10 protein-coding genes are annotated in these 12,770 nt (G+C 70.4%); 6 read left to right on the top strand and 4 right to left on the bottom strand.

Annotated features, from left to right (window positions below; all coding sequences use genetic code 11):
* Positions 1-94: 94 nt before the first annotated feature.
* The 3 genes from ACSF9G_RS02950 to ACSF9G_RS02960 form a co-directional block, all read right to left on the bottom strand.
* Positions 95-1,726 (bottom strand): FG-GAP-like repeat-containing protein, encoded by a 1,632-nt coding sequence (locus ACSF9G_RS02950; RefSeq protein ID WP_436638133.1) that lies wholly within the window; start codon positions 1,724-1,726, stop codon positions 95-97.
* Between the two features lie 177 nt (positions 1,727-1,903).
* The gene (locus ACSF9G_RS02955) at positions 1,904-2,806 is read right to left on the bottom strand and encodes a hypothetical protein (protein WP_436638135.1); all 903 of its coding nucleotides are present in this window, start codon (positions 2,804-2,806) and stop codon (positions 1,904-1,906) included.
* The gene (locus tag ACSF9G_RS02960) at positions 2,803-5,208 is read right to left on the bottom strand and encodes a Lon protease family protein (protein ID WP_436638137.1); all 2,406 of its coding nucleotides are present in this window, start codon (positions 5,206-5,208) and stop codon (positions 2,803-2,805) included. The genes ACSF9G_RS02955 and ACSF9G_RS02960 overlap by 4 nt, the downstream gene beginning before the upstream one ends.
* 247 nt (positions 5,209-5,455) lie before the next feature.
* Here ACSF9G_RS02960 and pdhA point away from each other — a divergent pair, with 247 nt between their 5' ends.
* The 4 genes from pdhA to ACSF9G_RS02980 all read left to right on the top strand — a co-directional run bounded on the left by pdhA (position 5,456) and on the right by ACSF9G_RS02980 (position 9,848).
* Positions 5,456-6,523 carry a pyruvate dehydrogenase (acetyl-transferring) E1 component subunit alpha gene (gene pdhA / locus ACSF9G_RS02965; protein ID WP_436638139.1) on the top strand — a complete coding sequence of 356 codons (1,068 nt, stop codon included), beginning with the start codon at positions 5,456-5,458 and terminating at the stop codon, positions 6,521-6,523.
* A complete protein-coding gene (locus tag ACSF9G_RS02970; protein ID WP_436638141.1) occupies positions 6,520-7,512 on the top strand; it encodes an alpha-ketoacid dehydrogenase subunit beta in 993 nt (330 codons plus the stop codon). Before pdhA ends, ACSF9G_RS02970 begins: the two co-directional genes overlap by 4 nt.
* Positions 7,509-8,567 (top strand): dihydrolipoamide acetyltransferase family protein, encoded by a 1,059-nt coding sequence (locus ACSF9G_RS02975; RefSeq protein ID WP_436638143.1) that lies wholly within the window; start codon positions 7,509-7,511, stop codon positions 8,565-8,567. Before ACSF9G_RS02970 ends, ACSF9G_RS02975 begins: the two co-directional genes overlap by 4 nt.
* Positions 8,568-8,741: 174 nt before the next feature.
* Complete coding sequence (locus tag ACSF9G_RS02980; RefSeq protein WP_436638144.1) at positions 8,742-9,848, top strand: Glu/Leu/Phe/Val family dehydrogenase; 1,107 nt, start codon at positions 8,742-8,744, stop codon at positions 9,846-9,848.
* A gap of 875 nt (positions 9,849-10,723) precedes the next feature.
* Here the strand turns inward: ACSF9G_RS02980 and phnF are convergent.
* Positions 10,724-11,542 (bottom strand): phosphonate metabolism transcriptional regulator PhnF, encoded by an 819-nt coding sequence (phnF, locus tag ACSF9G_RS02985; RefSeq protein ID WP_436638146.1) that lies wholly within the window; start codon positions 11,540-11,542, stop codon positions 10,724-10,726.
* Between the two features lie 137 nt (positions 11,543-11,679).
* On the opposite strand from phnF, the gene phnG reads away from it, so the two are divergent.
* Entirely contained in the window at positions 11,680-12,159 is a 480-nt protein-coding gene (phnG, locus tag ACSF9G_RS02990; RefSeq protein ID WP_436638148.1) for a phosphonate C-P lyase system protein PhnG, read from the top strand.
* Positions 12,156-12,770 carry a phosphonate C-P lyase system protein PhnH gene (gene phnH / locus ACSF9G_RS02995; protein ID WP_436638150.1) on the top strand — a complete coding sequence of 205 codons (615 nt, stop codon included), beginning with the start codon at positions 12,156-12,158 and terminating at the stop codon, positions 12,768-12,770. The genes phnG and phnH overlap by 4 nt, the downstream gene beginning before the upstream one ends.

Here is a 12,770-nt window from a genome sequence, read left to right on the forward strand (position 1 = left end):
ACGGGCCCGGGTCATCGCGACAGGGTCATCGGGACAGGGTCACCGGGATCGGGTCACGCGGGCCGGCGAACGGACCGTCGTCCGGGTCGGATCGCTATCGCACCCGCACCCGGACCGAACGGCTCGCCACCGTACCGGTGTCGTTGCTGACGGTGACCCGGTAGACGCCGGCATGCCGCTTCTTCGGACGCTTGATCGTCAGCACCGGGCCGTCGGACGCCACCGGATTGCCGTTGTGCGTCCACGCGTAGGACAGCGGACGGCCGCCCGTCGCGGCGATGGAAAGCCGGACCGTCTTCCTGTCCGTCCGCTTCACCGTCGCCCTGCGCGGCTGGCGCACGATCGTCGGCACCGTCTGCGCACCGGTCGGACCGGTGTTGAGGTAGGTGGCGGTGCCGAAATCGCCCCCGCCGAACGACATGTTGATGATGTCGCTCAGTCCGTCGCCGTTGACGTCGGCGGGCAGCGCCATGCCGTGATAGAGGTAGTCGTCCTCTGGCGGCATGAACAGGCCCTTGTCATGGCGGGCGAAGAACCCGGCGCCGTCGTTGATGTAGAAGACCGGCGGCGCGCCGTCGCCGACGCCGCCGAAGGTGACGAAGTCGGGATGGCCGTCGCCGAAGAAGTCGGCCGGCATAACGTGGTTGAGGAACTGCCCGTCGCTGTCCTTGATGGGACCGCCGAACCGCTTTTTCGTCTCGTCCCGGAACCGGCCGTTGCCGCGATTGATCAGGACCTGGATGCCGTAGCCGTGGAACGTCGGCACGTTGCCGTGCTGGGCCATGATCAGGTCGGTGAAGCCGTCGCCGTTGATGTCGGCGGTACGGATGTCGACGGTGTTGGTGCCGTCGCCGTAACGCCCGCGCGGCAGGACGACGTCCGGCGTGTCGGACCGGAAGATCGTCTTCCGGCCCGTGTTGAAATAGATCACGTTGCGCTGCAGCCGGTCGCGCTTGCCGTTGCCGTTGGTTCCCAGGATCAGGTCGTCGCGGCCGTCGCCGTTGACGTCGGCCAGCGCCGCCGACGAATAGTAGGTGTCGGGGCCGAGCACGTCGTCGGCGAGCTTGCGCGAGACGCCGACGGCGTTGCCGCGTCTGCCAAGCAGCAGATAGGGCCGCGACTTGGGCGACTTGCCGAAGCCGTTGCCGACGAAGACGTCGCCGCGCCGGTCGCCGTTGACGTCGCCGAGCGCGGCGCCGTGGGTGAAGTCCTTGAACTTCGGGAAGCCCCTGGTCACCTTGGTGTGCTTGCCGCCGGCGTTCGACATCAGCAGTGCGTTGCGCTCGCCCGGGAACGGGTCGGTGTCGTAGCCGTGCCCGGCGATGAACACGTCGGCGCGTCCGTCCCGGTTCAGATCCTTCATCTGGATCGAGCGCGGATGGGTGAAGGACGGGGGTGCACCGACCAGGTCCGTCGTCCGCTCGACCAGCACGCCGTTGGCGTCGGGCGAGAGCACAACGATCCGCTCGCTGCGGTTCGTCTGCGGCGGATAGTGGCCGAGCCCCACCACCAGTTCGTCCCGGCCGTCGCCGTCCATGTCGCCGACGGCCTGGGCCAGGATGCCGGCGTCGTCGGGCCGCGCCGGCTGCGCGCCCGGGATGATCGGGCCGAAGCCGGGTCGGTCGCCGGTCGCCGCGACCTCCGGGGCCTGCTGGGCATGGGCCATGCCGCTCGTGATCGTGGCGAAAACGACGGCGAAACCAGCCAATACGCGCCTGGCCTTCATGGACATCTCCGAATGCGTGCTGTCTGGGGACGAATCGTCCCGCGGAAGTGGAACCCGCGGCATATTACGTATCGTCAGGGAGGTCGGGAAGCGGTGCTTTTCGACGGGCTATTTCGTGCTTAACGCAGGGAAGTCTCGCGATGCGCGATCCCCATGACGCGACGCAAACGGGAACCGCTACGCCGTCTTCGTCTCCGTCTCTGGCTCCGGCGCTGGCCCCAGCCCCGGTTCGCTCGCCGGCTCGCCGGCCGGCTCGACCAGAAGCACCGGCACGGATTGCAGCGCGGCCAGCTCGGCGGGCCTGTCGCCGTCGCCCGCGCCGACGGCGCCGCGGGTCACCACGATCATCCGTTCGTGGAGGCCCCCGATCGCCGAGGACAACGACCGGATGTCGCCGAGCGCGGACCGCGCCACGCTCAGCCGCGCGGCCGGGATGCCGGCCGCGCCGGCGATGCCCGGCGCCGCCTCGTCCTCGCGCTTGAAGGACTCGATCACGATCAGGCTTTCCTGCGCCGCGGCGGCGATCGACTCGGCGATGGCAAGGCTGGGGTCGTCGGGGGACGTCGCGATCGCCACCACCGGCCCGCGCACCCGGGCGATGCGGCGCGGCAGATAGAGGACCGTGGCCGCCGACTCGAAGGCCGCCTTCACCAGTTGCGGAAACGGCGCGATGGCACGCTCGGCCGGATTGCGTGGCTCGGCGATGATGACGATGTCGCTTGCCTGCGAGACCGCCGTCATCGCCTCGCGGAGCGCCGCCCGCACCACCTCGAAGCGGCTCGGCACGCCCAGCGTCTTCGCCGTCTCGTCCAGCATGCGCCGCGCCGACAGCGCGCACAGCTCGATGTCGCGCGTCAGGTTCGCGGATTCGAGCGGCCGCCAGCGCCGGCCCAGAAGCTGGAACTCGCGCGCGCCCGCGCGCTGCGCCGGCGCGAACATCCCGGGGTCCTCGATGAACAGGCCCATGAGATCGAGGCGCAACAGACCGGCGAACTCCGCCGCGAGCCGCACGGTCGCCCGGTCCGGGGTGCTCTGGTGCAGCCCCATCACCACCCGCTTGTAGGCGATGCGCGCCGTCATGGCTTCGTCTCCGCCCCGCCCTCGCCCCCGCGCCCGAAGCTGCGCCGGATCTCGGCGAACCGCTGCAGGCGGTCCTCGACGGCCCGGTAGACGCTGCCGTCGGGATAGCGCCCGTCGGCGCCGCGCGTGCCCGCCGGCCTGCCGGTCAGCAGCGCGATCCCCTGGTCGATGCTGGCGATCGGATAGACCGCGAACCGGCCCGCCTTGCAGGCCTCGACCACGTCGTCGCGCAGCATCAGGTGGCGCACGTTGGATTCCGGGATCAGCACGCCCTGGTTTCCGGTCAGCCCGCGCGCGTTGCAGATGTCGAAGAAGCCCTCGATCTTGTCGTTGGCCCCGCCGATCGCCTGCACGTCGCCGTGCTGGTTGACAGAGCCGGTCACCGCCAGGTCCTGGCGCAGCGGGATCTCCGCGATCGCCGACAACAGCGTGTACAGCTCCGCCGAGGAGGCGGAATCGCCCTCCACCCCGCCATAGGACTGTTCGAACACGAGGCTGGCCGACAGCGACATCGGGATATCGAGGGCGAAGCGCCCGGACAGGAAGCCCGCCAGGATCAGCACGCCCTTGGAATGGATCGGCCCGCCGAGCTCGACCTCGCGCTCGATGTCGACGACCTTGCCGCTGCCCGGCGTCACCTGGCAGGTGATGCGCGACGGCCGCCCGAACGCGAAGCCGCCGAGCGACAGCACGCTGAGCCCGTTGAGCTGGCCGACGCGCGCGCCGTCGGTGTCGATCAGCGCCACCTTGTCCAGGATCATCTCCTGGCTGCGGTCGCGCAGGCGCGCGGCCCGGCGGATGCGCTCGTCCAGCGCCTTACGCACGTCCGCGCGCGCGATGATCTCGCGCGTCTCCGCCTTGGCCCAGTAGTCGGCCTCGGTGAGGATGTCGCGGATCTCGTCGACCATCAGCGTCAGCTTGCCGGCGTTCTCGGCCAGCCGGGAGGCGTGCTCCAGCACCAGCGCCACGGCATCGCGGTCCAGCGCCTTCAGCTCCTCGCGAGCGAGGATCGAGGCGACGAAGCGGGCGAGGATCGCCTCGTTCTCCGGCGAGCGGTCGAAATCGTCCTCGAAGTCGGCGACCACCTTGAAGTGCTCGCCGATTTCCGGGTCGATCGACGACAGCATGTAGTAGAGGACGCGGTCGCCGAACAGCACCACCTTGACGTCGAGCGGGATCGGATCGGGCTCCAGCGAGATCGTGCTGCTCATCCCCACCAGCCGGCTCACGTCCTCGATGACGATCTTCTTCTGCCTGAGGGCGCGCTTCAGCGCCTGATAGCTGAACGCCTCTGAGAGCAGGCTGCGCGCGTCCAGCATCAGGTAGCCGCCGTTCGCCATGTGCAGCGCGCCCGGCTTGATCAGCCGGAAGTTGGTGATGAGCATGCCCTGTCGGGCGATATGCTCGATGCGGCCGGTCAGGTTGGGCAGGGTGGGATGCAGTTCCTCGATCACCGGCGCCTGGCCGTCGCCGGCGGCCTCGCTGACCAGCACGTTGACCTCGTAGCGGTCGAACGCGCCGCCGATCGTGTCGCCGGACTCCGACTGCTCGCCGCCGCCGGCCTGGCCGACGAAGATGCTGATGTTCTCGATCAGGTCCGCCTGCACCGCCTTGAGATGCTCGGCGACGCGGTCGATATCGCCCATCTTCTGCACCGCCTCGGCGATCGGCTGCTCGACGGCGACCTGCGCCGTCTCGGTGTTGACCCGGCGGATCTCGTCGCGCCGCTCCTTCTCCCATTGCGGGATCTGGTGGATGATGTGCTCGAGGTCCTTCTCCAGGGTCTCGATGATCGCCTGGATCCTGTCGCGTTCCTCCTCGGGCAGCGCGTTGAACTCGTTGGGCGGGATCACCTCGCCCTCGTGCGCCGGCATCAGCGTGAAGCCGAGCGGCGTGCGCACGATGACGATGCTCTGCGCCGCCGCCTTCTTCTGCAGTTCGGCGAAGGCTTCCGACTGCTGCTTCTGGAACGCCTCGTCGATGGAGCCGCGCCGGGTCTGGTATTCCTCGCTCTGGAACACCGCCGGGATCGCCGTCTTCAGGGCCTCGATCAGCTCGCGCATGGCGTCGCGGAACTGCACCGCGCGGCCGGCCGGCAGGGCGATCGCGATCGGCTTCTGCGGCTCCTTGAAGTTGTTGACGTAAACCCAGTCGCTCGGCGCCGGCCGGTCCTCTGCGGCCTCCTTGAGGACCTGTTCCACCGCCTTCCGGGTGAGCGCGCCTGCCGGACCGATGGCGAACAGGTTGAAGCCCTGCCTGACGATGCCGGTGCCCACCGTGATCGCGTCGAGCGCCCGGCTCTGGCCGATCAGCCCTTCGACCGGCTCCAGATCGGCGGTCGTCTTAAAGTCCAGTTTCGACAGATCCGCCGCCCTGTAGAGCCGTTCTACGGCGAGTGGCATCGCGTTTTCGCCGGTTTCGGGCACGTTATCCGCCATTTCCAGATCCAGTCCCTGCCGTTCGGGTGGGTGTGCGTGCATTCTGGCAAAGCCGCCCGGCCCCGTCGATAGCCGTACACGGCCCGCGACAAGCCGTCCTACCGCGACATCGCGCTAAAACTGTGTCGCAGCGCCATCGCCCCCGTTCCCGTGGTATAGGAGATCAAATCCGCAGGAGCGTCGACCAGGGGCATCGGCCAGGAGCATCGGCATGACGACAATCGCCGAGTTCAGCATCGACTCGACCCGCATCCTCGATCCGTCGGGCGCGGTCGTCGGCGACCTTCCGGAATTCGCCAGCGACAGGGACGACCTCGTCGCGCTCTACCGCGCGATGGTGCTGACGCGCGCCTTCGACGCCAAGGCGATCGCCCTGCAGCGCACCGGCCGGCTCGGCACCTACGCCTCCTCGCTCGGCCAGGAGGCGGTGCCGGTCGGCCTCGCCGCCGCCATGCGCCCCGACGACGTGCTGGTGCCGAGCTTCCGCGAGCACGGCGCCCAGCTCTGGCGCGGCGTCACGCTGGAAGAGCTGTTCCTGTTCTGGGGCGGCGACGAGCGCGGCAACGACTTCGCCGGCCCGCGGGAGGATTTCCCCACCTGCGTCCCGGTGGGTACCCACGCGCCCCATGCGGTCGGCGTCGCGCTGGCCATGAAGCTCAGGCAAGAGCCGCGCGCCGCCGTCTGCGTCTTCGGCGACGGGGCGACGTCGAAGGGCGACGTGCTGGAGGCCCTCAACATGGCCGGCGTCTGGCAGGCCCCCGCCGTCTTCGTCGTCAACAACAACGGCTGGGCGATCTCGGTGCCGCGCGCGCGCCAGAGCGCCGCCGAGACGCTGGCGCAGAAGGCGATCGGCGCCGGCATTCCCGGCGAGCAGGTCGACGGCAACGACGTCATCGCCATGCGCCATGTCACCGACCGCGCGCTGGCGCGTGCCCGTTCCGGCGGCGGCCCGACGCTGATCGAGGCGGTCACCTACCGGCTGTCCGACCACACCACCGCCGACGACGCCAGCCGCTACCGCGACGACACCGACGTCAGCCCGCACTGGAAGCGGGAGCCGCTCGTCCGCCTGCGCACCTACCTGACCGCCGCGCACGGCTGGACCAAGGCGGACGAGGAGGCGCTGCTGCGCGCCTGCGACGACGCGGTCGACACCGCCGCCGAGACCTATCTGGCGACGCCGCCGATGCCGCCCGACGCGATGTTCGCCCACACCTTCGCCGCGCTTCCTGCCGACCTCGAGGCCCAGAAGGCCGCGATGACCGGAGGCGACGAATGAGCGGGACCGGCGCGGAAACCAGCCTCGTCGGCGCCGTCAACCTGGCGCTCAGGCGCGCCATGGCCGACGATCCCGCGGTGCTCGTGCTCGGCGAGGATGTCGGCATCGACGGCGGCGTGTTCCGCGCCACCGAGGGCCTCTGGCAGCTTTACGGCGAGACCCGGGTGCTCGACACCCCGCTCGCCGAGGTCTCGATAGCCGGCGTCGCCATCGGCCTCGCCGCCCAGCGCTTCCGGCCGGTCGCCGAGATCCAGTTCACCGGCTTCGGCTATTCCTGCGTCGACCAGATGATCAATCACGCAAGCCGCCTGCGCACCCGCACGCAAGGCCGCCTCTCCTGCCCGATGGTGCTGCGCTCGCCCGGCGGCGGCGGCATCCGCGCCATCGAGCACCACAGCGAAAGCCCGGAAGCGATCTTCGCCCACATGCCCGGCCTGCGCGTGGTGATGCCATCCTCGCCCGCGCGCGCCTACGGCCTGCTGCTGTCGGCGATCCGCGACCCCGATCCGGTGGTGTTCATCGAGCCGACCCGGCTCTACCGCGCCGCCCGCGAGGCCGTGGCCGATACCGGCGAGGGCCTGCCGCTCGACACCTGCTTCGTCCTGCGCGAGGGCCGCGACCTGACGCTGGTCAGCTGGGGCGCCATGCTGAAAGAGACGCTGGAGGCAGCCGATTTGCTTGCCGATCAGGGCATCGCGGCCGAGGTGATCGACGTCGCCACGCTGAAACCCCTGGACGCGAAGACGATCCTGGACTCGGTCGCCCGCACCGGCCGCGTCGTCGTCGTCCAGGAGGCGCCGATCACCTGCGGCTACGGCGCCGAGATCGCCGCCCGCGTCGCTACCGGCGCGCTGACGAGCCTGCTGGCTCCCGTCGAGCGCGTCGCCGGCTACGACACGGTGATGCCCTATCCGCGCACCGAGCAACACTACATGCCGTCGGCGGCACGCATCGTCGCCGCGGCGAACCGCGTGATGGCCTACGCATGAAGACCTTCAACCTGCCCGATCTCGGCGAGGGACTGCAGGAGGCGGAAATCGTCACCTGGCACGTCCACGAGGGCGACCATGTCGTCGCCGAGCAGCCGCTCGTGTCGGTGGAGACCGAGAAGGCGGTGGTCGAGATCCCCTCGCCGCAGTCCGGCCACATCGATAAGCTCCGTGCCGAGGAAGGCGCGATCGTCGCCGTCGGCGCGCCGCTGGTCGATTTCGCCGAGGGACCGCGCGCCGATACCGGCGCCGTGGTCGGCGAGCTGGAGGAAGCGGCGCCGGAGAAACCCAAGCCCCCCGCCGCAAAGCCGCCGGCAGCGGCGCCCGGACACGTCCGCGCCGCCCCCGCCGTGCGGGCGGCGGCACGCGAACGCGGCATCGATCTTTCCGCCGTTACCGGCACCGGCCCGGACGGCGCGATCACCCTCGCCGATCTCGGCCCACCCCAAACAGGCGTGCCCCTACGCGGCGCGCGCCGCGCGATGGCGCTCAACATGGCCAGGGCCTGGGCCGAGGTCGCCCACGCGACGATCCACGACGCCGTCGATATCGATCCGTGGCCGGCCGCTCCCGACGTCACCGGCCGCATGATCCGCGCGCTGGCGACGGCGTGCCGGGCGGTGCCGTCGCTGAACGCCCGGTTCGATCCGCGCGGCCCGAGCCTGCAGCCGATGGAGACGATCGACATCGGCATCGCCATCGACAGCCCGGACGGCCTGTTCGTTCCGGTTCTGCGCGACGCGGCACGCCTGAGCCCCGCCGATATCCGCGAGAAAATCGAAGCCTTCAAGGACGGCGTCGCCCGGCGCACCCTGCCGCCGGACGCCTTCCGCGACCCGACCATCACGCTGTCGAATTTCGGCACCATCGCCGGCCACCACGCCGCGCTGATCGTCATGCCGCCGCAGGTCGCGATCCTCGGCGTCGGCCGCATGATCACGCGGCCGGTCCGCGCCCTGCCCCTGTCGCTGTCCTTCGACCACCGCGCCGTCACTGGCGGCGAGGCGGCCCGCTTCCTGCGCGCCGCCATGGACGACCTCGAGAAACCGACGTGAGGGCGTCGAAATGGAATGCCAGCGTTCCCGGCCCATCCTGCGAGACGGGGTCCCGGCCCCGCCTCGGGATGAGGTCTGGAATCGGTGCACCATGCGCCTCATGCTGAGGCGCGCTCGTCAGGGCGCGTCCCGAAGCATGGGCAACACCGCAGACCCAGAAGACCAGGAAACCCGATGCAGGACATGTTCCGCTTCGCCGATGCCTACGGCCCGGCCAAGATCATCCACATCTACCGGCCGAAGCTCGGCCTCAAGGCGATCCTCGTCGTCGACAACGTCGCCGCCGGCCCGTCGATTGGCGGGGTGCGCATGGCCCCCGACGTCTCCGTCGAGGAATGCTTCCGGCTGGCCCGCGCGATGACCTGGAAGAACGCCGCCGCCGGCCTGCCGCATGGCGGTGGCAAGTCCGTGATCTTCGCCGACCCGCACATGGACGAGGCCGCGAAGGAAAACCTCATCCGCGCCTTCGCCGTCGCCATCGGCGAGGTCACCGACTACATCGCCGGGCCCGACATGGGCACCAACGAGCAGTGCATGGGCTGGGTCAGGGACGAGATCGGCCGCGCCGTCGGATTGCCTTCGGTGATCGGCGGCATCCCGCTCGACGAGATCGGCGCGACCGGGTTCGGCGTCGCCGCGGCCACCGAGGTCGCCGCCCCGTTCGCCGGCGTGCAACTGGACGGCGCCCGCGTCGTGGTGCAGGGCTTCGGCGCTGTTGGCAAGCATTCGGCCCGGTTCCTGGCCGAGAAGGGCGCGATCCTGGTCGCCGCCAGCGACAGCCGCGGCACCGTGTCCGATCCCGACGGCCTGGACATCGAAGCGCTGATCGCGCTGAAGCAGTCCGGCGGACACCTCACCGACTTTTGCGCGGGCGAAAAGGGCGACACCGACGCGGTGCTCGACGTGCCCTGCGACATCTGGATCCCCGCCGCGCGGCCCGACGTGGTGCGCGCCGACAATGTCGGCCGGCTGAACTGCAAGCTGGTGCCGCAGGGCGCCAACATCCCGTTCACGAAGGAGGCCGAGTCGATCCTGCACGAGCGCGGCGTCGTCGTGATCCCGGATTTCGTCGCCAATGCCGGCGGCGTCATCTGCGCCTCGGTCGAATATCACGGCGGCAACGAGCGCTCCGCCTTCGACGTGATCGACATCCGCATCCGCAACAACACCCGCCTCGTCATGGAGGAGATGCGCGACGACGCCATCGCCCCGCGCGCCGCCGCCCTCAACCTCGCCCGCCGCCGCGTCGAGGCCGCAATGACGACGCGGCGCTGGGGCTAGGCGCCACCCGCCTTGCGTCGGGACAGGGGTGGTTTGGGCAGCCCGGCCCTCCTACGTCATTGCCAGTGGGCCTTTAGCCCCCGGACGTGTTCCGGGGGTCGGACCCGGCAATCCCGGGCGTGTGCCACGCGATGCCCGGGTGACGCCCGGGCACGACGTGAATGGAGGGGAACGGCGATACGGCCAAGGCCCCTGGGCTCCGGATCAAGTCCGGAGCACGCGGCCGTGCTGTTGGACACGGCCATGCCCCCCTGAACAGCCGCGTGTCCCGGACCTGATCCGGGACCCATGCAGCCCATCGGCGCGGGTGCTGCGGTGGATGTTGCGATCCGGGTTCGACGAGCGCCTTATCGGCCTCGCCCCTTCGACATCATTGCCGGGCGTGTGGCACGCGATGCCCGGGTCACGCCCGGGCATGACGTGAATGGAGGGGAACGGCGATACGGCCAAGGCCCCTGGGCTCCGGATCAAGTCCGGAGCACGCGGCCGTGCTGTTGGACACGGCCATGCCCCCCGAACAGTCTCGTGTCCCGGACCTGATCCGGGACCCATGCAGCCGAACCGGCGGGTACTGCGACGGATATCGCGAACTGACGGCCGGCAAACGCCCGAACGGCCTCACCCCCCTACATCATTGCCGGGCCTGACCCGGCAATCCCGGGCGTGTGCCACGCGATGCCCGGGTGACGCCCGGGCACGACGTGAATGGAGGGGAACGGCGATACGGCCAAGGCCCCTGGGCTCCGGATCAAGTCCGGGACACGCGGCCGTGCTGTTGGACACGGCCATGCCCCCCTGAACAGCCGCGTGTCCCGGACCTGATCCGGGACCCATGCAGCCCATCGGCGCGGTGATGTCGCGGGACCGGTGCCCGCTCAGCTCTCGACCACGATCTGCACCCGGTCGGCGGCGAAGCGGGCGAGCGAAAACTGGATCGGCTTGCCGTCCGGATCGGTGTTGACGCTTTCGGTGGCGAGCAAGGCGCTGCCCGGCGGCAGTTGCAGCGCCAGCGCGTCGTCGGGATCGGCGATCCGCGCCGTCACCCGCGTCTCCCGGCGCCGGTAGTCGGAAATGCCGCAGCGCCGCAGCGCCTTGGTGATCGACCCGGTTTCGGCGTAGTGCGCGACGAAGCCGGGCAGCCGGTCGGCGGGGAACCAGCTCGTCGCCACGTTGAGCGGCACCCCGTCGGCAGCGCTCAGGGTGTCGAGCCGCAGCACGCGCGCGCCGCGTGGCAGGTCAAGCGCGGCGGCGACCTCCACATCGGCTTCGGTCTCGCTCGCCGAGACCAGCCGCCCCGACGGCGCCCGCGCCTGCCCCGAGACGATTTCCGAAAACCGCGTCCGCGCGCCGATGGGATAGTCGATGGGCCGGCTGGTGACGATGGTGCCGCGCCCGCGCTCGGCCTTCACCAGCCCGTCCTGCGCCAGCGCCGCGATCGCCTGGCGCACGGTGTGGCGGTTGACGCCGAAGCGGTCGGCCAGCGTGGCCTCGGAGGGGATGCGCTGTCCTGGCGGATGGGCGCCGGCGGCGATCTCGCGACGCAGCACGTCGGCGATCCGGCGCCACAGCGCGATGCCCTCGCCGCGCGGCGCCGCCCCGATGCCGGCACTGGTGCCGGCACTGGTGCCGGAGCTGGGGCCGGCCCCGGAACCGTGCCCCGAACCGGTCGTTGCGGCTGTCGTCGCGCCTGTCATCGGGATGTCACCTGCCGTGTCTATAAGGTTATGCAGTTGTCTAGATTAATAGACAACTTTGCACCCCGGGTCCAGCCGAAACAACGGAGGGCCCGCGAGCGGGCCCGAAGACGACGCGAGGCGACTTGAGAACGACCATGACGACGGCCGAGACGACCGAGAACAGACCATCCGAGGAGGCCCGGCGCAGGGCGATGGACGCCGTCGCGTCCGCCGACCGCGCCGTCCTCGAAGCCGCCTGGAACCGCCTCGAGTCACGCCCCGACTGGGGCTGGCTGCGCAAGCCCGAAGCCGGGCTCGTCATGGTCCGCGGCCGCATCGGCGGCGGCGGCGCGCCCTTCAACCTCGGCGAGGTCACCGTCACCCGCTGCGCGGTTTCGCTCGACAGCGGCGAGGCCGGGTTCGCCTGGATCATGGGCCGGGACGTCGAGAAGGCCCGGTTCGCCGCGCTTTTCGACGCTTTGTGGCAGCGCGGCGACCGGCGCGCCGAGGTGGAAAGAACGGTCGTCGATCCGGCGATCCGGGCCCGAGAGACCGAGGACGGCACGGTTGCCGAGCGCACGGCGGCGACCCGCGTCGACTTTCTCACCATGGTGCGCGGCGAGGACGAGTCATGACGGCTCACGCGGCAATGACGGACGTGCTTTCGGGCGGTTTCGCGCGCCCGGTCTTCGACTCCCAAGCCGTGTTTCGCGCGGTGATGGCCGCCATGGCGAGTCCGGGGAAAGTCGTTGAACTGACGGCGGAAACCGCCCCACCACCACCCTTGTCACGGGCCGCCGGCGCGCTCGCGCTGACCCTGTTCGACCACGAAACGCCGGTCTGGCTCGACCGCGACCTCGCCGCCGCGCAAGCGGTATCGGACTGGCTGCGCTTCCATACCGGCGCGCCGATCACACAGGTGCCCGACGAGGCCGCCTTCGCGCTCGTCTCGGACTCCGCCCGCATGCCCGCCCTGTCGGCCTTCGGCCAGGGCACGGCGGACTATCCGGACCGCTCGACGACGCTGATCGTCGCCGTCGAAACCCTGACAGATCAGTCGCTTATCACCCTGCGCGGTCCCGGCATCGCGACCACGGCGACGCTGGCGCCCGGCCCGCTTCCCGTCGGCTTCGCCGATCAGCTTCGCGCCAACCACGCGCAGTTTCCCCGCGGCGTCGACCTCGTCTTCGTCTGCCGCGACACCCTCGCCGCCCTGCCCCGCTCGACGCGCACAGAAGGAGCCTGA

The sequence above is a fragment of the Microbaculum mangrovi genome (genome assembly GCF_051390635.1).
GTDB lineage: Bacteria > Pseudomonadota > Alphaproteobacteria > Rhizobiales > Tepidamorphaceae > Microbaculum.

What these genes read in the sequence shown, in the direction of transcription:
- ACSF9G_RS02950 (WP_436638133.1), bottom strand. Translation starts at nt 1,726, where the DNA reads ATGAAGGCCAGGCGCGTATTGGCTGGTTTCGCCGTCGTTTTCGCCACG.
- ACSF9G_RS02955 (WP_436638135.1), bottom strand. Translation starts at nt 2,806, where the DNA reads ATGACGGCGCGCATCGCCTACAAGCGGGTGGTGATGGGGCTGCACCAG.
- ACSF9G_RS02960 (WP_436638137.1), bottom strand. Translation starts at nt 5,208, where the DNA reads ATGCCACTCGCCGTAGAACGGCTCTACAGGGCGGCGGATCTGTCGAAA.
- pdhA (WP_436638139.1), top strand. Translation starts at nt 5,456, where the DNA reads ATGACGACAATCGCCGAGTTCAGCATCGACTCGACCCGCATCCTCGAT.
- ACSF9G_RS02970 (WP_436638141.1), top strand. Translation starts at nt 6,520, where the DNA reads ATGAGCGGGACCGGCGCGGAAACCAGCCTCGTCGGCGCCGTCAACCTG.
- ACSF9G_RS02975 (WP_436638143.1), top strand. Translation starts at nt 7,509, where the DNA reads ATGAAGACCTTCAACCTGCCCGATCTCGGCGAGGGACTGCAGGAGGCG.
- ACSF9G_RS02980 (WP_436638144.1), top strand. Translation starts at nt 8,742, where the DNA reads ATGCAGGACATGTTCCGCTTCGCCGATGCCTACGGCCCGGCCAAGATC.
- phnF (WP_436638146.1), bottom strand. Translation starts at nt 11,542, where the DNA reads ATGACAGGCGCGACGACAGCCGCAACGACCGGTTCGGGGCACGGTTCC.
- phnG (WP_436638148.1), top strand. Translation starts at nt 11,680, where the DNA reads ATGACGACGGCCGAGACGACCGAGAACAGACCATCCGAGGAGGCCCGG.
- phnH (WP_436638150.1), top strand. Translation starts at nt 12,156, where the DNA reads ATGACGGCTCACGCGGCAATGACGGACGTGCTTTCGGGCGGTTTCGCG.